Source organism: Alteromonas sp. S167, from assembly GCF_036864375.1.
Lineage (GTDB): Bacteria > Pseudomonadota > Gammaproteobacteria > Enterobacterales > Alteromonadaceae > Alteromonas.
The window spans coordinates 138,802-158,069 of sequence record NZ_JAZETR010000005.1; the positions used below are offsets into that span (position 1 = coordinate 138,802).

Annotated in this window: 13 protein-coding genes; 8 read left to right on the forward strand and 5 right to left on the reverse strand. The window is 45.6% G+C overall.

Going from position 1 to position 19,268, the window contains the following annotated elements:
• Window positions 1-147 precede the first annotated feature (147 nt).
• Entirely contained in the window at window positions 148-1,989 is a 1,842-nt protein-coding gene (gene recQ / locus V7R35_RS09680; RefSeq protein ID WP_334014553.1) for a DNA helicase RecQ, read from the forward strand.
• Window positions 1,990-2,070: 81 nt separating this feature from the next.
• On the opposite strand, the gene V7R35_RS09685 is transcribed toward recQ, so the two are convergent.
• Window positions 2,071-2,739: a glutathione S-transferase gene (locus V7R35_RS09685; protein ID WP_334014554.1), complete on the reverse strand. Its 669-nt coding sequence runs from the start codon at window positions 2,737-2,739 to the stop codon at window positions 2,071-2,073.
• 149 nt (window positions 2,740-2,888) lie between these two features.
• Here V7R35_RS09685 and V7R35_RS09690 point away from each other — a divergent pair, with 149 nt between their 5' ends.
• The 5 genes from V7R35_RS09690 (at window position 2,889) to V7R35_RS09710 (ending at window position 10,007) form a co-directional block, all read left to right on the forward strand.
• On the forward strand, window positions 2,889-4,304 hold the full coding sequence (locus V7R35_RS09690) for a protein adenylyltransferase SelO (protein ID WP_334014555.1): 1,416 nt from the start codon (window positions 2,889-2,891) through the stop codon (window positions 4,302-4,304).
• The gene (locus V7R35_RS09695) at window positions 4,292-4,615 is read left to right on the forward strand and encodes a hypothetical protein (protein ID WP_334014556.1); all 324 of its coding nucleotides are present in this window, start codon (window positions 4,292-4,294) and stop codon (window positions 4,613-4,615) included. Before V7R35_RS09690 ends, V7R35_RS09695 begins: the two co-directional genes overlap by 13 nt.
• Before the next feature lie 82 nt (window positions 4,616-4,697).
• Window positions 4,698-7,535, forward strand: coding sequence for an EAL domain-containing protein (locus V7R35_RS09700; RefSeq protein WP_334014557.1), 2,838 nt, complete (start codon window positions 4,698-4,700; stop codon window positions 7,533-7,535).
• A gap of 151 nt (window positions 7,536-7,686) precedes the next feature.
• On the forward strand, window positions 7,687-8,301 hold the full coding sequence (gene ribA / locus V7R35_RS09705) for a GTP cyclohydrolase II (protein WP_334014558.1): 615 nt from the start codon (window positions 7,687-7,689) through the stop codon (window positions 8,299-8,301).
• 170 nt (window positions 8,302-8,471) lie between these two features.
• The gene (locus V7R35_RS09710; RefSeq protein WP_334014560.1) at window positions 8,472-10,007 is read left to right on the forward strand and encodes a DUF3300 domain-containing protein; all 1,536 of its coding nucleotides are present in this window, start codon (window positions 8,472-8,474) and stop codon (window positions 10,005-10,007) included.
• A gap of 55 nt (window positions 10,008-10,062) precedes the next feature.
• Here the strand turns inward: V7R35_RS09710 and V7R35_RS09715 are convergent, their stop codons facing one another.
• Window positions 10,063-10,938, reverse strand: coding sequence for an ATP-grasp domain-containing protein (locus tag V7R35_RS09715; RefSeq protein WP_334014562.1), 876 nt, complete (start codon window positions 10,936-10,938; stop codon window positions 10,063-10,065).
• A gap of 199 nt (window positions 10,939-11,137) precedes the next feature.
• Between V7R35_RS09715 and V7R35_RS09720 the strand changes: the two genes are divergently transcribed.
• A complete protein-coding gene (locus V7R35_RS09720) occupies window positions 11,138-12,658 on the forward strand; it encodes a methyl-accepting chemotaxis protein (RefSeq protein ID WP_334014563.1) in 1,521 nt (506 codons plus the stop codon).
• Entirely contained in the window at window positions 12,625-13,152 is a 528-nt protein-coding gene (locus V7R35_RS09725; RefSeq protein WP_334014564.1) for a DUF6436 domain-containing protein, read from the forward strand. The genes V7R35_RS09720 and V7R35_RS09725 overlap by 34 nt, the downstream gene beginning before the upstream one ends.
• 25 nt (window positions 13,153-13,177) lie before the next feature.
• On the opposite strand, the gene V7R35_RS09730 is transcribed toward V7R35_RS09725, so the two are convergent.
• The 3 genes from V7R35_RS09730 to V7R35_RS09740 all read right to left on the reverse strand — a co-directional run bounded on the left by V7R35_RS09730 (window position 13,178) and on the right by V7R35_RS09740 (window position 19,266).
• The gene (locus V7R35_RS09730) at window positions 13,178-14,152 is read right to left on the reverse strand and encodes a histone deacetylase family protein (protein WP_334014565.1); all 975 of its coding nucleotides are present in this window, start codon (window positions 14,150-14,152) and stop codon (window positions 13,178-13,180) included.
• On the reverse strand, window positions 14,149-15,990 hold the full coding sequence (locus tag V7R35_RS09735) for a GNAT family N-acetyltransferase (protein WP_334014566.1): 1,842 nt from the start codon (window positions 15,988-15,990) through the stop codon (window positions 14,149-14,151). Before V7R35_RS09735 ends, V7R35_RS09730 begins: the two co-directional genes overlap by 4 nt.
• Window positions 15,991-16,164: 174 nt before the next feature.
• Window positions 16,165-19,266, reverse strand: a complete 3,102-nt coding sequence (locus V7R35_RS09740; protein WP_334014567.1) for an efflux RND transporter permease subunit — start codon at window positions 19,264-19,266, stop codon at window positions 16,165-16,167.
• Window positions 19,267-19,268: the final 2 nt, after the last annotated feature.

Here is a 19,268-nt window from a genome sequence, read left to right on the forward strand (position 1 = left end):
GTTTTTTCAATTAATCGGACAAAATTCACCCATTCGCTTTAAAAATAGCCGTGTCACACCCATACCGTAGAAATTTACGCTGAATTTTAGTCTAGTTTTTGCATTTGCCCCGTGAAGCTCACAAGAAAAAAGCGTAAAATCTCACGCATGACATCTGCTATTGCCGACAACATTTCAGAATCACTATCTGATACCAAACCCACACCCGAACGCGTATTAAAAGACGTGTTTGGTTATGGTGCATTTCGTGATGGTCAAGACGAAGTTATTCACCATGTTTGTGACGGCGGTGATGCACTTGTGTTATTGCCAACAGGTGGCGGCAAATCGCTGTGTTATCAAATTCCAGCATTGGTGCGTGAAGGCACGGCGGTTGTAGTATCTCCGCTTATTTCCTTAATGCAAGACCAAGTAGAGCAGCTAAAAGCGTTAGGCGTTAAAGCCGCGTATTTAAACTCTACGCTTGAACCGGAAGCTCAAGCGCGTATTAACGACGACCTTCAGTCTGGCAAGCTAGACCTTTTGTATGTGTCACCAGAACGGCTAATGCAGTACTATTTTCAGCAAGCACTTAGCCATACCAACATATGCTTGTTTGCTATTGATGAAGCGCACTGCGTATCGCATTGGGGCCATGACTTTAGACAAGACTATCGCGCGCTAGGGCAAATTAAGTCTCGTTTTCCTAACATACCTGTTATTGGGTTAACAGCCACAGCCGACACCGCTACACAGGCAGATATTCTTACTCAGCTAAATTTAGCTAAGCCCCTTGTTTACAAAGGCAGTTTCGACCGCCCTAACATACGCTATCGCGTTATGAACAAATACAAGGCTTTCGATCAGGTTGTCGACTACGTTAAACAGCAAGACGGTAGCGGAATTATTTACTGTAATAGCCGAGCAAAAGTAGACGACCTGTTTGCCAAACTTTGTCGCCAAGGTTTCCGCTGTGCGGCCTATCATGCCGGCATGGATAACGATGAACGCGAATTGGTTCAGCGACAGTTCCTTAATGACAAAGTAGATATTGTGGTAGCAACTGTTGCGTTTGGTATGGGCATTAACAAATCGAACGTGCGTTATGTTGTGCATCACGACGTGCCGAGAAGCGTTGAAAGCTACTATCAAGAAACCGGTAGAGCGGGACGGGACGGACTGGAATCGGAAGCGCTACTGCTGTTTGATGAGAAAGACGCAGCGCGCGTAAAGCAATGGATTGAGCAAGGCGAAATTGCCGAACGCAATCATATTGAGCTACAAAAATTTGCGGCTATGGAGGCTTTTTCAGAAGCACAAACCTGCCGCAGACAGGTACTATTAAATTACTTTTCTGAATTTAGCGATAGCGCCTGTGGAAATTGCGATATTTGCCTAGACCCACCTAAAATGGTTGATGGGTTAGTAATAGCGCAAAAAGTGCTGTCTTGTATTTTGCGCCTTTCACAGCAGGCGTCCAGCCAATATGTTATTGACGTCTTGCGTGGCAAACAGCTGCGAAAACTTCAAGAAGTTGGCCATCATCAGCTCTCCACTTACGGTATTGGCAAAGACAAGTCAGACAGCTACTGGGCCAATATTATTAATCAGCTGGTACACAAAGGGCTTATTCGCGTTGATATTACGGCCCATGCCGCATTACGGTTAACCGAAGCAGCTCGCCCAGTATTGAAGGGTGATGTAGCGGTCCAATTAGCCGTACCACGCTTAGAATTTAAGCCCGATAAGAAGAAAGCCAAACATGCGCCCGCTAATTACGATAGAACCCTATTTACGCGCTTAAAGCATTTACGCAAAGTATTGGCAGAGGAAAACGAGGTGCCACCCTATGTGGTATTCAGCGATGCCACGCTGGTTGATATGGCGTGCAAACTTCCAACTACCAAAAACACCATGCTAGATGTAAGCGGTGTTGGGCAAACTAAACTAGAACGTTATGGCGAAGCGTTTATTCAGCTTATTAGCGACTACATTAGCCGCGACGACTAGGTAATTACCTGTCGTCGCTCACAGTACACTACTTTTACTATTTCACGTTTTACCATTTCACGCTTGCAGTGCTTAACAGCGCTATGCGTAAGCGTATTCCCCACCTTTTTCAAGAGCTGCTTTGTAAGCCTCTCGTGCGTGAACTCGCTTCACATAGCTTTGGATGGCGGCGAAATCTTTTGCGCGACCGCTAGCCACTATCGATTCTAGTGGGAAAATCATTTGCACATCAGCGCCCGTTGGTGCGTCGCCCGCAAACCAGTCGTTTTTAGATAGGTAAGATTCAACATAGCGCAGGCTTTGCGCTAAGTTAGGGCCGTAATAGGCATTTAAAATACCATCTACGAGCTTGTTGGTAATAGGTTTAATAAAGAAAGGTTTCGACCCTTTTTGACGCGCTTTTTCTAATACCAAGTTTGCCACTAATGGCGGCATAAGTGAGCCCTCTGCGAAATGCAGCCAAAACCAATATTGCTGTAAGGCTTCTGGTTCGGTAGGCGTTTTAAAATGCGAGTCGCTATGATTGTGAATGAGGTATTCAATAATAGCTCCCGACTCAGCAATGGCACCATTTGGTGTGCTAAGTACTGGTGAGCGCCCTAATGGGTGTACAGCTCGAAGCGAATCAGGCGCCAAATTGGTAACACTATCCCTCTGATAACGTTCAATTTTATATTCAACTCCAAGCTCTTCAAGCAGCCACAATATTCGCTGTGAACGTGAATTATTTAAATGATGTAGTGTTAGCATATCCCTTCCCTCAAAACGCTTTATTAACGCTGTTGTTATTGTGTTGTAATATATACAGCAATTAATGGATGCTGGTTTAATTCCTAAGCTTCAATGTATTTTCTTTTTTAAATGCACACTTTCATGCACTTCATTACTAAGGATCTTTGATGACAATAACCCATAACTATGCAGATTCGTTGTCATCATTAGGTCAGGTTATAACACCTACACCATTAAAAGAAATGCAGCTTGCATTTTTTAATGCGTCGCTTGCCAGAGAAATTGGCTTAAATAAGCATATTGATAGCTCAGAAACGCTGCTTCCGTGGCTTTTATCCCCTGTTACCCCCCTCACAAAAAAAGCGTTTGCACAAAAGTATGGTGGCCACCAATTTGGTCAATGGAACCCAGACTTAGGAGACGGACGAGGGTTGTTGTTATGTGAGGTTGCCAATAGCCAAGGAGAAATAACCGACCTCCACCTTAAAGGCGCAGGCCCAACACCCTACTCTCGTCATGCCGATGGTCGTGCCGTGTTACGTTCAACGTTACGGGAATACATTGGCAGCGAAGCACTGCATTATTTGGGTATTCCATCAAGCCGCTCGTTGGCCATGTTTACAAGTGGCGAAACCGTTTACAGAGAACAACCTGAAATGGGTGCTATGATGATCCGCACCGCACCAAGCCACCTTCGATTTGGTCATTTCGAGTATTTCTATCATTCTCGCCAAACAGACAGGCTTAATGCGTTATTTGATTTCGCATTCACTTACCATTATCCACAATTTAAGCATGCCGATAACCCGCATAAAGCAATGTTAAAAGCCATTGTGTTACGAACCGCAAGAATGATTGCCTTGTGGCAAACCCATGGTTTTGTCCACGGTGTAATGAATACCGACAACATGTCAATTCATGGAATAACCTTCGACTACGGCCCTTATGCATTTATCGATAACTACAAAGCCGATGCGGTATTCAATCACTCTGACTACAGCGGCAGATACGCGTTTAAACAGCAACCTGGTATAGCGCTTTGGAACTTAAATGCGCTAGCCCACGCTTTCTCGCCATTTGTGAGTATTGAAGAAATTAAAGAAACCCTATCGCTATTTGAAACAACATTTATAAACCAATACCAAAAGGCAATGACAGAAAGAATGGGCTTACCAGCTACGCAGGAAGGTGTTGGCTTAATGCAAGGGTTTATCGCAATGATAGAAGACGAGCAGCAAGACTACACGCTGTCGTTTAGAAGACTTGCGCTGTCGCTTTCACAACAAACACAATCGTCGCTGCCAATTCGCGACTTTTTTGTAAATAGAGAGAAATTTGATAGCTGGTATACGGCATACCAAGGGGCTGTAGTAAACCGTGATACGCTTGCTTTTAACCCCTCTTTTATTCCAAGAACGCATATTTTGCAGCAAGCAATAGAACATGCAGAAAAGGGTGATCTAGCGCTTGCACAACAGGTGCTTAAGGCCTCGTCTACACCGTATAATGCAAAATGGGACCACGACGAAATTGCATTGCCTCCTAAGAATGCACACCAAGTAAGTTTATCATGCAGCAGTTAACAAGAAGCACTGTGCTAAACAGCATGCGAGTTGGAGAAACAAGTATTGAAATTATGCAGCCACTACCAACAACACCGCTAAAAACTCAGCAGTGGGTAGATAATTTCAAACAACTATTTTCATTGGAAGCTAGTGAGTCAGATTGGGGGGCAGACCGTTTTCAAGTGGTACTTTCAAGCACATCAAGTGACCCTTTCTTTCAATGCGTGTTATGCATTGAATGGCTATGTGAATCTATGTGGCTAGAGCCCATTGGCACTCAACAAGATACTGCTGCACTTGTGCGTTACTTACACAATGCTGATGAGTAAACATGAAACAAAGCTGTTTTTATAACGTGATGTGGATTAGTATTATTTTATAGAAAACACACGTTTAAGTGCGAAGGTTGCCATGAATCTGCTTCCTAAACCGCTATTAACTTCCCTTTTAGCTTTGCTATTTAGCTACGTGTGTTCTTGTGCATCTGCTTATGCTAATGGACAACTTGAGGTAAACGAATCTTTCTCACGTGCGGTTATTAATCAACACGCGTCCATCACCTTGGCACCAAATGCTGCAACCTATTTTGATGTATTGAAAGGCAGCCATGCCGTTGACGAATCATCAAACAACAGTAGGCTTTGGCTTACCACAGCGCTTAAGCACGAAGGCTACAGTGAAATACCTCTGGTTTTAAATATTGACCGCCTAAACGTGGATGACCTGCAGATTTATTTGCTCGATAGTAGCCAGCGTATTATTAAGTCCTACCGTTATCGCGCGGGTAAGGGCGACTATTCATTAAAGCAACCATTACCCAACATTAGGTTGTCGTTTTCACTTCAGCCGCAACAAGACGCCAAGCTGCTTATAGGTATTAAAGATCTAGGGTTACGGCACTTCCCTATTGCGCTGTGGAACCGTGACTTACTGAGGCAACACGACACGCATTTACTCACATTGCTAGGGGCAATGTCGGGTGTGATGGCAGTGCTTACGTTCTACTTTTTCTTCTCTTATTTGTACCAACGCATACCTACACGTTTTTGGTTAACCATGTCGTCGCTCACAATCGTAGCACTGCTATTTATAACGCAAGGCGGGTTAGCGATATGGCCGTCTATTACTAACACCAGCGAATGGGCATACGCCGCATGTTTTGGTCTGTTATTGTTATGCCTTGCAAAAGTAACACACCATTTATTTTCACCGCTGCCATCATTATTAAAGCTAGCAAACTACGCAGCGCCTACTGCTGCTGTTGCTTATTGTTTCTTGCTAGATGCCTACGCCGTTACTATTACACTGCTGGTACTCACCGCCACGATGGGTGTTTATCAAGTGATTCTTTCTTTGATGTTTTACAATAATGCCAGCATAACGGTAAGCCGTACCTACAATGTGGCGTGGCTTGCCTTTTTTGTTTTTTACGCTTTGGTATCGCTAAACCTTTTCAGTAACCTCGTATACACCATCGACGTCGCTATTGGCATGCTGTTTTTCCTTACCATGGGCTTTATGTGTTTTGGCTTTGCCGTTATTGCGAAAGAGCGAATGCTCAATCAGAAAAGATTTTCAAAACAAGCAGAAACCATCACCAACCTTAATCACTTCTACGACTTATTCAGAAATTCTGCTGAAGGTCACTATACGTCTACATGGGACGGCAAACTCATTTCAGTTAATCCAGCAATGTGCAAAGTGTTTGGTTTTAAGGACGAAAATAGTATGTTGTCAGAAGGTGCTAGCACTAAGGTCTTTTACGCTAACCCAGAAGACAGAAACGTGCTGCTTGGTGAGCTGTCTCAACAAGGTCATGTTACAGGTAGGGAAATACGCGGTAAGCGACAAGACGGCAGCGAATTTTGGTTTTCTTTGTCCTGTCAATCGCGAGAGAGCGGTGAAGGACAATACTTGTATGGTTCTATTATTGATATTACAGAGAAAAAGCAATCAGACCTAAGCCTGCAATATCTTGCATCTCACGATTCTTTAACTGGCGTATACAACCGCAGACAATTTGAAAGTGAACTCAAAAACAAAATAGCGCAAGAGTCCGATGTTCCAATGTGCTTGTTGTTCCTCGATCTCGACCGATTTAAAGTTGTAAACGACACCTGTGGCCATAAAGCGGGTGACGTGCTAATTAAAGATATCGCTCGATTAATAGAAAACACCGTCAGCAGCAACACGTTGGTCGCACGCTTAGGTGGCGACGAGTTTGGTATCATTTATTTTGGTGAAGATGATGACAGTGTTTATGTAAATGCAGTAAAAATACTTAATGCCGTTCAAGCATATCGGTTTATGTGGGACAACCGCATTTTTAACCTTGGCGTCAGTATTGGTATGGTGGTGTGTGATGACAGCATCGTTAACCCTGGTCAGTATTTAAGTATGGCCGATGCAGCATGTTATTTTGCTAAAGAACAGGGGCGGAATCAGGTTCATCGATATAATAAAAACGATGAAAGCATGCAGCGCTACCAACGAGAATTAGACTGGGTTTCATCGATTAACAATGCACTAGAAGAAGGTCGCTTCGAGCTTTACTACCAGTCGCTTAGACCATTAAGGCAAGCTAACGAGGGTCACTACTACGAAATTCTGCTGCGCTTAAGAGAAACCAACGGCAACATTGTAGAACCCGCTAACTTTCTTCCTACGGCCGAACGATTTGAAATGAACGTCAAGGTAGATAAATGGGTAGTCACCAATACGTTTACTTGGCTTTCCGAAAACCCTGAGCACCTAGAACAGCTTAAACGCTGTAGTATTAACTTGAACTGCCATTCTTTAGCAGACCGAGACTTCACGTTATTTGTGTTAAACGCGTTTGAAAACTACAACATTCCTTATCATAAAATATGTTTCGAAGTTATTGAGTCTGTCGCCATTATAAAAATGGAAGACACGCTTAGCTTTATGCGCACGTTCAATCGTCTAGGCTGTACTTTTGCACTTGACGACTTTGGCAGTGGCTTTTCATCTTATAGCTACCTAAAAAGCTTACCCGTAAGCCAGGTAAAAATAGACGGTATGTTTATAAAGGATATGCTGAACGACAGCGTAGATACCGCTATGGTAGCGTCGATTAATGACGTTGCCAAAGCCATGGGCATGCAAACTGTTGGAGAGTTTGTTGAAAGCGACGCCATAATGATAGAGCTAGGAAAAATAGGAATAGACTTTGCCCAAGGTTTTGGCGTTGCCAAACCTGCACCACTGAAAGACTTCACGCCTCTGTAACTTTCAACGCGTCCATGACCGCGCTAAATACCGATAAAACGCGTATAATGTAAAAAACCCGATATGTTAAGCCCCAAAGTTGGCGATAACTGGCTTGCAAAAAACAAAGTTATCCCCACTTACTGCTTACTGTCCAAAGTGTAGAAGTAACATGAGTAGCAAACAGCCTAAATACGAATTCGTCAGTTCAGCAAAATTACCCACACGAATGGGTGATTTTAAAATTCACGGCTTTGTGGAAGCCAGTGGCCAAGAGCACGTTGCACTTTCCTATGGTAATTGGAAGGAAGACGACGTGGTGCCAATTCGAATTCATTCAGAGTGTTTAACCGGCGACTCACTATTTAGTACCCGCTGCGATTGCGGCTTTCAGCTTGAAAAAGCGATGCAGAATATCGTTGACAAAGGGCATGGCGTTTTACTTTACCTTCGCCAAGAAGGGCGAGGCATTGGCCTTCTAAATAAAATACGCGCTTATAACTTACAAGATAGCGGCATGGATACTGTAGAGGCCAATGAGCACCTTGGTTTCGACGCCGACTTAAGAAGCTACGACATTTGTAAGTTGATGCTAGACACGCTTAACGTAAAGCACGTAGAACTAATGACCAATAACCCTAAGAAGCTAGGCGCATTGAAGGCGCTGGGCATAGACGTTGTGGCTAGAAAACCTATTGATCATGGCATTACCAAAGACAATAAACACTATTTAAAGACAAAAACCGAAAAGCTAGGGCACGCATTCGACCCGCACGTTTTTAAATAGCAAGCAGCCCTCTCACTACCGCAATTAAAGAAGCCCGCATTTGAACCACGTTCAATTGCGGGCTTTTTATTCAGGTTAGGTTAATGCAAGGTTGTTTATAACATATACAGACTTACCACGTTGCCATCGTAATTTCTTTGTGAAGTTGCAGAGCAATGTAAGGAGACTGTATGAAAAACATAACCTTATCAGTACTATTGGCGCTTTCAGGCACAGCCTCGTTGCCTGCCCTTGCGCAAACCGAGCCTTTACTCAGTGGCGCCGACATGTCTGTTGTTTCAAGTGAACAGCAGTTTTCTGACGCTGAACTAGACAGCATGCTTGCGCCAATCGCGCTCTATCCCGACACGTTGCTGTCACATATTCTAATTGCTGCTACTTACCCGCTCGACGTGGTTGCTGCCGACCGCTGGCGTCAGAGCAACCAGCATTTAACGCCCGAGCAAGTGGAAAATGTATTAGAGAGCGTAACTTGGGACCCAAGCGTAAAAGCGCTCGCGCCCTTTACCGACTTACTCAATACCATGGCTAGCGACCTTGAGTGGTTGCAGCAGTTAGGCGATAGTGTACTGATTAGCGAGGCGCGCGTGTTGGACCGCGTGCAGATACTTCGACAGCATGCACACAACACAGGTAACCTTGTCACCAACGATTACGTTGAAGTTGAAAGAGAACGTGAGCGTGAAAGAGAGATAATCTACATTGCCCCGCGTCAGCGTGAAGTTGTGTATGTACCTTTCTACAACCCACACGTTGTGTATGGTAATTGGTGGCATGCCACATCACCTATTTACTGGCACCATCGCGTAAGCTATCACCATCACCATAATGTGTTTTGGGCCCCTCGCGTTCGCCTATCGAGTTTCTTCTACTTTGGTGGCCTTCACTGGCATAACCGCTATGTAGTGGTGCATAGACAGCCGGTACGCCACTTTTATCACGGCAGCCCGCGTAAACGTGTTGTAAGCAATGGCTATCAACGTTGGCAACATCGAAGTGAACATCGACGTGCACGCTATTCATCACGGGTTGTGCATCATGCACCGCCGCGTTACAACAAGCACGTGCAAAGTAAAAGCAGGCATTCTCCGGTAGTACGTACCACTGCGTCGCCAAGAAACAATCTTGCTGTAACAAAGCGAGAGATAAGTGCCAACACATCGCGTGCACTGCAAGCCAGCAGACTTTCTGAAAAAAAACAGGCAGCGGTCAATGTACATCGCGACAAATTGCACAACGCTACGCCACGTAAGCAAAAGCTAGAGACCACAGCACAGCTTAAGCAGACAAAACAAAGCAGGTTATCACCGTCGCGAGAAGCAACGCTTCAGAAGCTTAAGCAAAGTAGGTCGGAACGTATTTCACCTGTTACCGCAAAGACAGCGAAAACACAGCGCGTAAGCAGCGCTAAGTCTGAGCGATTAGCAAGAGTGGATAATAGCTATAGGGCTCAGCGACAAACTAGCGCAGTGCCTGCGAGGCAATCAAAAGCGCTGAAAACCTATAACGAAAGACGAGCCATTGAAAGACAGCCAACCAAAAGACAAGCTCCTCAGCAGCTAAAAACGCAGCGCGAAAGTAGCAAAGTGAGTCAGCAAATAAGTAACAAGGTGAGCAGAAACGTGGCAAGCCCCAGCAGAGCGCCACAACGAAGCTTTGTGGAGAGTAAGCGCTCGGTGTCGTCTAAACAAATGGTAAGGCATTAACCCTTCAGGCTTTTAGCCTTTGCCCCAACAGAGAATCTGCGCTGTTGGGGCCTTTTTATTTTTGTGCCGCCTCATGATACGCCAGCATGGCGTTAACAAAACGTTCAGGCGAAGCATCATCTAAGTTAAAATATAACGACGGTTCAATAAGCTCCAACTCCATAATTGCCCATTCGTTGTTATGTTTAATTAAATCCACTCTGGCATATAACGCGGGTAGCGGCATAGCATTTAACGCTTGAGTAGCTATTTCTTGTTGGGCGGCATCAGCGTTAACCAAAAACAAACTACCGCCATGCTCTTCCTGCACTCTAAAATCACCACGCTGGGGCACTTTTTTTATGGCATGGCTTAACTGCCCACCGAAATAAAATAACGAGTATTCTCCCTCTTCCACAACGCTCGTTAAGAATGGTTGAATCATAAAACGTCGAGATGCAAACACGCGCGCAAGTGTATTTAATTGTGCTGCCCAGCCCTGTTTAGATAGCTTAAAAGTATCGTCTGCATTGGCACTTAGTACAGGCTTTACCACAATGGTATCGGTCGCAAAATGGGTAAAGGCGTTTTCAATTTCGCATGAGTCAAAGGCGTCACACCACAGGGTATCTACAATGTTTACGCCTTTATTGTAGAGGTCTTTCAAATAGAACTTTTCAATGTTCCATTGCATTAAACGCAGTGGGTTTAACAACGTAGCCTTCGACGCATCAATGGCCTTAAGACATGATAGGAATTCGTCTGCGTGCTGCTGATAGTCCCACGTGCTGCGCACAATGACATAATCAAAACGGGACCAGTTTTCTGATGCACAGTGCCAGGAAACCGTTTCTACCCCCCAGCCCTGCTTGCTGAAATACGGAATCAACAGTTCGTCATACACAAAAAAGTCTTCAAGATTGTCGGTCGATAACAATGCAATGTTTGGCATGCCTCTAGTTCCTTACGCGCTTTTTCGTCTCTAACGTTTTTATATTTTTCACATGTCACGGGAAATAAAAAACATTTTTTGATGCTTTTTATACCAAAGTTAAATGGTCTTAAATCACTCGCTTACGTAAAACATTGGAAGTTAGCACACCTTAAATTTATAACCTACACTTACCTCAGAATATTGGTCGGAGAATAGCATGCAGTACCCTTGGCTTCAGGAAGGTCATAAAATATTTCGCGTTGTTATAGTGGCACAGCTTATTATGGCAGTGGCCATAGGTATGTTTACTGGTGAGCTATTGCCTGCGTTTATGTTTGGTATTCCTATTGCTGCCGTCCCTTTATTTTTAAGCTTTCAAGACCCATACTCTGCCATAAGCCGTCATGCTATGGCCATTGGCGCACAATTACTTACCGCACTGCACATACATCAGTCTTTCGGTTTGATCGAAATGCATTTCGAGATATTCGTGCTGCTGGCATTTTTATCTTACTTTCGTGATTGGAAAGTGGTAGCTACCGGCACTGGTGTGGTAGCTGTGCATCACATTAGCTTTTTCTTTCTACAGTCTGGCGGCGCACCTCTGTTTATTTTTGAGGAAGGTCATGTAACCTTCCCGCTTCTACTGATGCATGCTGCTTTTGCCGTGTCTGAAGGAGGCGTCCTAATGTATATGGCCAAGCAAGCGCATCAAGAAGGCGCCGGTGCAGCCGAACTTCGCTTAGCGATAGACAGTATGCAGCTAGACGATGGAAAACTTGACCTTACCGTTGAGATAGATAAGAAAAACAGAGTAGTAAGGCCATTCGCTGAACTTATCGAACAAGTAAAAGAGCTCGTAGAGTTGGCATCTTCGCTTACCGACGACGTAGTTCGTGGGTGCGGCAAAATGGAAATCTCGGCCAATGAAATGTTTGAGATAACGCATAAAACAGACCAAGAAATCGCCATGGTTTCAGCATCTTCAGAAGAAATAGCCCAAACCATGCAGCTGTCGTCAGAGCAAACTGCTGTAGCTAGCGACAAAGCGTCTGCGGCAGAATCGTCTTCCCAGGCAACGCGTGAGTCAATTTCAAGTTCAAGCCGCACAGTCGATTCATTACGTAAAACCTTAAATGACGCGGCTAAAACCAACTCTGCGCTAAATGAACAATGCGCGCATATCTCAGAGGCCATGCGTTCTATTACAGCAGTGGCTGAGCAGACTAACCTGCTTGCACTTAACGCAGCCATTGAGTCTGCGCGAGCGGGCGAACATGGCAGAGGCTTTGCTGTAGTTGCTGACGAAGTGCGAACGCTAGCTATTCGCTCGAAAGAAAGTGCTGACCAAATTACCAGTATCACCGAGCAGCTCGTAGCACAAACCGCAAGTTCGGTGGAGCAAATGCAACAATGTATACAGCTAGTTGATGAGGCTGTGTTATCTAGCGAGACCGCTTCAAATTCTATGACACAAATTATGAGCCTGATTCGTGATGCAAGCCAAAGCATGACTGAAATTGCCTCGTCGGCAATGGAGCAACAAACCGCATCATCATCCATTGCACAGAGCACCGCTCGACTCAGCGAATTTACTTCTGAGGAGGTAGTAACGGCGAAGTCATTAGCGTCGGAAGTTGAAATTCTTACAACAGTGTCTCGAAAAATGCGTGGCGCTATTGAACGCTTTAAGCTTGCAACATCATGCGCCAAACCATTCACTGGGCTTTGCTTATAGGTTGGGCCGTTTCAATGCTTGTGGCGCTGCTTCTTCATGGGCAGCGTCAGATATCTGAATTCGATCCGGATGGTGTTTTGCTGCACGCTTCAACATCACCGCACTTCGACAGCAACTTTGTTGCTTTTTTGAAGGAACAAAACGTAGAAGCAGGTAGCATTGTACACATTGGTACTGCCTCAAACTGCTATTGCGATAGCCTAACCAAACCACATCAGACACAGCTGCTCAATCGCTTTGAAAACGAGCAATATCAGCTTACTTCAATGAATATTGAGTCGGCGCCAAACCTCAAAGAAATGCTTAGCTCGGTGCCGGCACTCGTGATTGTTGATAAAGACTATCAACTTAGATACCTGGGCCCTTATGCAACAGGCTATGGCTGTTTCACCGGCAAAGATATGGTGGACAAGGTTGTGACTTATACCCAACAAACTCCGTATCAAGGAGCCGTAATTAATGCTGATGCACAAGGCTGCTTTTGCCATACTTAACAACGAAGGGGCGTTAAACGGTAATTCACTCAAATTGTGGTTGGCTCATCCCTTTGATATGCGCCACCACGCTTCGTCCTAATGCACTTAAGTCATAACCGCCTTCAAGCATACTGACTATACGTCCACTACAGCATTCATCGGCTATCACCCGCAAATGCTGACTTATCCAAAAATAGTCATCTTCAACCAGTCGCAAGTGTGCCATTGGATCTTCGGCGTGAGCATCGAACCCCGCTGATACCAAAATAAGCTCTGGTTTAAAGTTTCTAATCGCATCGAACCAATGCTGCACTTTATTTCTAAACACGTCGCCGGTGGCGCCAGCTTCAAGCGGTACAGACAGTATGTTACTGGCGAGCACTGGCGAGCCGGTATGTGGATAAAATGGATGCTGAAAACTGCTTAGCAGCATAATACGCTGATCGCCTGCAACAATACTTTCGGTACCGTTACCGTGATGCACGTCGAAGTCCACAATGGCGACACGCTTTAGCTCGTAATGCTGCAACGCGTAGCGCGCCGCTATAACAATGTTATTAAAGAAACAAAAACCCATTGCACTATCATAAGTAGCATGGTGCCCCGGCGGACGAGTGGCACAAAATGCTTGTCTATCTTCACCGCTCATTACCCAGTCTACGGCTTCACAACCTGCTCCTGCCGACTCAAGCGCCGCGGTAAGACTGTATCGCATAAGGCCAGTATCTTCATCAAGCCATGATATATTTTGTTTTTCACCTGCATACAAAGTTTGCGTTTTATCACCAAAGTTGGCTTGTGCAGCACGTTCGAGTACGCTTCTTATATAGTTAGGATCGTGGGCTAGCTGCAAATGCGCTTCAGCAATAGGTTTAGCATCAGCGTGCTCGCACACCATATCTAAACCTGAAGCCAATAGCTGATCATCAATCGCAAATAGCCTGTCTGGTGATTCAGGATGCGCGTTACCTAGGTCGTGCTTGGTGCCGTGTAATCCGCGGTAAATCTTTACAGTCATGCTAGCGACGCCACATCAAGAACTAACTCAACATCACTGGGGTCACCGGTAAATTTACGTTTAAATTGCGCTTGCTCGAATATCGCTATCATAGGTTTGTTGTCGCCCCGTACATACGCCATCATTTTGCTTATCTTTCGCGCCTTTGCCACATTGATAAGCTCGTTTAAAAGACGGCTTGCCATACCCTTTCCTTGCTGAGTTTCCCGTGTAACAAACGCCGCTTCACAGGTGTTATCTGACGGGTTGAAATAAAAACGCCCTACCGCGTGAATGGTAATGCGCGACCCTTCTTGGCGAACAATGCAAAGTGCTGCATCGGTGCTTTGATCTACCGACACTAAATTACACGATTTTTCTCGCGACATTTGCTTAGGGTCGTAGTTATAACGCAGTCTTAGCGTTTCTTTAGTGTGTGAATAGAAGAACTCTTGCAAACGTCGCTCGTCTGCCGGGTTTAGCGGGCGCATGTAAAAAGTTTCGCCTTGAATATCGAGTTTTTTAAGCTGTATAGCTCCTAACTCAGCAATATCTGTAGGGTACTTTTCTTGGTAGTGCGGCACCCAATAATGCTGTCGTACTTCTTCTAAAAGCGCTGCTCTAAACTTCGGATGTGCAACACGTATGAGTTCTAGCGCACGCTCTCGAATACTCTTTCCTTTCAACGACGCAATACCGTATTCAGTTACTACGTACTGTACGTTGCCGCGTGAGGTCACCACGCCTGCACCTTCACTAATACGTGGCGTAATGCGCGAAACACTTTCACCTTTTGCGGTAGACGGCAGTGCAATAATGGCTTTGCCACCTTTGCTAATAGACGCGCCAGTGACGAAATCTACTTGCCCACCAATACCACTGTAAAAGTCGTAACCCAATGAATCGGCCACAACCTGCCCAGTTAAATCAACTTCTAACGCACTGTTTATGGCCACCATATTGTCATTTTTAGCAATATTGGTTGGCTTATTCACATAGCTACTGGGGTAAAATTCAATGTGAGGGTTGTTGTCGATAAGGTCGTATAGTTTACGGGTGCCAATGGCAAAACTGGTTACCACTTTTCCTGGGTGAAAGGTTTTTTTCTTATTAGTGACAGCGCCCGATGCAAGAAGTTCTATTATGCTGTCGGTAAGCATCTCGCTATGAATGCCTAAGTCTTTGTGATTACACAAATACTTTAATGTGGCACTGGGAATTTTACCGATACCAAACTGCAACGTAGCACCGTCATTCACCAGCATAGACACATACTGCCCAATTCGTTCGGCAACCGAATCGATAGGTGGCGGCGCAACTTCCACTAAGGGCTCTTCGGCTTCAATACAGGCATCAATTTCGCTTATATGGATGTAGGAGTGGCCTGCCGTACGGGGGATTTGCTTGTTTATTTGCGCAATGACTTTCTTGCTTTGTCGCAGCGCCGACATGGCAATGTCTACCGCAGCGCCTAACGAACAATAACCAAATTCGTCAGGCGGACTCACATTCACAAGCGCCGCATCAAGGGGAAGGGTTCCGTCGCTAAACAAACTGGAAATTTCAGATAAAAACACAGGGGTGTAATCGGCGCGCCCCTCATCAACGGCTTGACGCATGGCTTTGCCACCAATGAAGAAGGTATTGGCTTTGAACAGGTTTTTGTATTTGTCTTGCACCCAGCGCGTGTCGCCTAGCGCGAGCATGTGCACCAACTCTATATCACTAAAGCCATCGCTATTATCAATAAGGTGCTGAATTAATGCGTAAGGCACTGAGGCATTGCCGCCAACAAAAACACGGCAACCCGATTTAATTAACGAAGGCCAATGTGGTGCTTGCGGTAGTTCAAATGCCATACCTTTTTACCTTTTTTCGTTAAGCCCTGTGTGTCGTCGTTTTTCATCGCTAGGTCATAATGCCATAGCCAAACGCTAAGCGGGAGAGCGTAAACCACTATTTGGTCTACGCTTTTGGTCTTAAGTAGGAGTGTATGGCACTTGTCGAGCTCTTACGTAGCGCTTACTTAACGCTTACGTATTTTCCTTTCCGTGGAACAGCTTTTCTACCATCACATAGAACATGGGCACAAAGAAAATGGCTAAGAAAGTGGCCGCAAACATACCGCCCATTACCGCTATACCAATAGCATTTTGACTTGCAGCGCCAGCACCGCTTGCCAACGCTAATGGCGTCACACCTAAAATAAATGCCATTGATGTCATTAAGATAGGGCGAAAACGTTGAGACGCTGCGTTAGACACCGCGGTCATTAGGTCTACGCCATTCTCAAACTGCTCTTTGGCAAACTCCACAATAAGAATGGCGTTTTTCGCTGCTAAGCCCACCGTGGTAAGAAATGCCACCTGCAAATAAACATCGTTAGGCAGGTTAAACATAAAAGCAGCAGTTACCGAGCCAAGAATACCCAGCGGCACCACTAGCATAACGGCAAAAGGCACCGACCAGCTTTCATACAAAGCAGCCAGGCATAAAAATACTACCAATATTGAAATGGCATACAGCATTGGTGCTTGCGAACCCGCTTGCTGTTCTTCAAATGACAGCCCCGACCATTCAACTGCAAAACCCGGTGGTAGTTGCGACACCAACTTTTGCATCTCAGCCATGGCTTCACCCGATGACACACCTTGTGCCGCACTACCTTGAATATTCACGGACGATACGCCGTTAAAACGCTCTAACTTCGGTGAGCCATATACCCACTGGGTAGTGGCAAAGGTGCTGAAAGCCACCATTTCGCCGTCGCTGTTTCGAACAAACCACTTGTCTAAATCTTCCGGCGTCATTCTGTGCGGCGCATCTGCCTGCATATAAACACGCTTTATTCGCCCTTTATCAATAAAGTCGTTCACATAGCTTGAGCCCCAAGCAATCTGCAGCGCGCTATTTATCTCGCTTAAATTAAGCCCTAGTGCCGACGCCTTTTCGCTGTCGATATTTATTTTAAACTGCGGTACATCACTGAGCCCGTTTGGACGCACGCCAGCTAATTTAGGGTTTTGCGCTGCCATGCCTAATAATTGGTTGCGGGCATTCATTAGCGCTTCATGGCCATTTCCTGCACGATCAACTAGCTGCATGTCAAAGCCGGTAGCGTTACCTAATTCCATTATGGGTGGCGGCACAATGGGAAAAGCAGAGGCATCTTGTATTTGTGAGAAAGCGCCGAAAGCTCGCCCTACTACAGCAAAAGCAGAGTTACTTTCGTCTCGCACGCTCCAGTCGTTAAAGTTTAGAAACGCCATTCCCGCGTTTTGCGCCTGTCCAGCAAAGCTAAAACCCACTACCGCGAACATGCCGTTAACGGCGTCTTGCTCTTTGTCTAAAATGTAGTTTTCTACTTCTTTTAGCGACTCTAACGTACGACCTGCAGTAGCTCCCGGTGGCGTGCTAACCAGCACCATCATTCGGCCCTGATCTTCATCGGGCAAAAACGCCCCCGGTAGCTGATTGAAAATAAATACCATTCCGCCAACTAACAGACCATAAACCACAAAATAGCGCTTAGCGCGTTTCGCCATATGTGTGGTTGTGGCTTGATAGCGGTCGCGCCCTTTGTTGAAGTTTCGATTAAACCAACCAAAGAAGCCCTTGTTTTTGTCGTGATCTTCAGGATGCTTTTTCAATAAGGTGGCGCATAGCGAAGGCGAGAGCACAATAGCAACTAAAACGGAAAAGCCCATGGCAGACACAATGGTAATAGAGAACTGGCGATAAATAGCGCCAGCAGAGCCGCTGAAAAACGCCATTGGAATAAACACAGTAGACAGTACCGCGGCAATTCCCACCAAGGCACCCGTAATTTGGGTCATCGATTTTTTAGTGGCTTCGGCGGGTGATAACCCCTCTTCTTCCATAATGCGCTCTACGTTTTCAACCACCACAATGGCGTCGTCAACCAACAAGCCAATAGCCAATACCATGGCAAACATGGTTAAAACGTTAATACTGAAACCAAAGGCAAGCAGTACGGCAAAGGTACCTAGCAGTACAACAGGCACGGCTATGGTAGGAATTAGCGTTGCCCGCCAGTTCTGTAAAAACAGCAACATTACAAGAAATACAAGCACTACCGCTTCAATCAGCGTATGCACCACCGACTCGATAGACAGTTCGATAAATGGCGAACTGTCTAGTGGATAGACTATTTTTACGCTGTCGGGAAGGTTAGCGCGAAGCTCTTCAACACGGGCTTTTACCGCTTCTATGGTATCTAGTGCGTTTGCGCCCGATGCCAAACTAACTGCCATACCAGACGCTGGGTTTCTGTCGTATCGAACAATAACATCGTAACTTTCGGCCCCAAGCTCTACGCGAGCCACATCGCGCACACGAACCTGTGAACCGTCGGTGTTCACACGCAGCACAATTTTTTCAAAGTCTTCTGTTGTTTGCAGGCGGCTTTGCGCCTGAATAGTGGCGTTAATTTGCTGATTCTCGATAGACGGCATACCGCCTAACTGACCTGCAGATACGTCGGTATTTTGCACCTGCACCGCAGCTTGAACATCGTTTGGCGTTAGGTTGTAGCTATATAATTTGTCTGGGTCTAACCAAATACGCATCGAACGTTGCGCACCAAAAACGCGTACATTGCCCACGCCGTTAACGCGCGAAATAGGGTCGCGAAATTGCGATATCAGCATGTCGCTTAAATCGTATTGCGTCATGCTGTCGTCTTCTGAATAAAACCCAATAACTAACGCAAACGCACTATTTGATTTGGTGACCGTTACACCCTGTTGCTGCACTTGATTGGGTAAAAGCGGCAACGCACCCTGCACTTTATTTTGGGTTTGAACCTGCGCGATATCGGGGTCGGTGCCGGGCTCAAAGGTTAGGTTAATGGACATACGGCTATTCGAGCTGCTGGCCGAAAAATAACGTAGGTTGTCGATGCCCGATAGATTTTGCTCGATAACTTGAGTAACCGAGTTTTCCACTGTTTCCGCTGACGCTCCCGGGTAAGTAGCACTAATGCTCACCGTGGGAGGAGCAACTTTAGGGTATTGCTCGATAGGTAACGTGTAGATAGCTAGCACACCAGCCATCATGGTAATTATTGCCAGTACCCAAGCAAATACAGGCCTGTCGATAAAAAAGCGCGCCATAA

Coding starts and splice junctions, on each gene's coding strand:
- V7R35_RS09715 (WP_334014562.1), bottom strand. CDS start 10,938: ATGCCAAACATTGCATTGTTATCGACCGACAATCTTGAAGACTTTTTT.
- ribA (WP_334014558.1), top strand. CDS start 7,687: ATGAGTAGCAAACAGCCTAAATACGAATTCGTCAGTTCAGCAAAATTA.
- V7R35_RS09725 (WP_334014564.1), top strand. CDS start 12,625: ATGCGCCAAACCATTCACTGGGCTTTGCTTATAGGTTGGGCCGTTTCA.
- recQ (WP_334014553.1), top strand. CDS start 148: ATGACATCTGCTATTGCCGACAACATTTCAGAATCACTATCTGATACC.
- V7R35_RS09700 (WP_334014557.1), top strand. CDS start 4,698: ATGAATCTGCTTCCTAAACCGCTATTAACTTCCCTTTTAGCTTTGCTA.
- V7R35_RS09740 (WP_334014567.1), bottom strand. CDS start 19,266: ATGGCGCGCTTTTTTATCGACAGGCCTGTATTTGCTTGGGTACTGGCA.
- V7R35_RS09735 (WP_334014566.1), bottom strand. CDS start 15,990: ATGGCATTTGAACTACCGCAAGCACCACATTGGCCTTCGTTAATTAAA.
- V7R35_RS09720 (WP_334014563.1), top strand. CDS start 11,138: ATGCAGTACCCTTGGCTTCAGGAAGGTCATAAAATATTTCGCGTTGTT.
- V7R35_RS09710 (WP_334014560.1), top strand. CDS start 8,472: ATGAAAAACATAACCTTATCAGTACTATTGGCGCTTTCAGGCACAGCC.
- V7R35_RS09695 (WP_334014556.1), top strand. CDS start 4,292: ATGCAGCAGTTAACAAGAAGCACTGTGCTAAACAGCATGCGAGTTGGA.
- V7R35_RS09730 (WP_334014565.1), bottom strand. CDS start 14,152: ATGACTGTAAAGATTTACCGCGGATTACACGGCACCAAGCACGACCTA.
- V7R35_RS09690 (WP_334014555.1), top strand. CDS start 2,889: ATGACAATAACCCATAACTATGCAGATTCGTTGTCATCATTAGGTCAG.
- V7R35_RS09685 (WP_334014554.1), bottom strand. CDS start 2,739: ATGCTAACACTACATCATTTAAATAATTCACGTTCACAGCGAATATTG.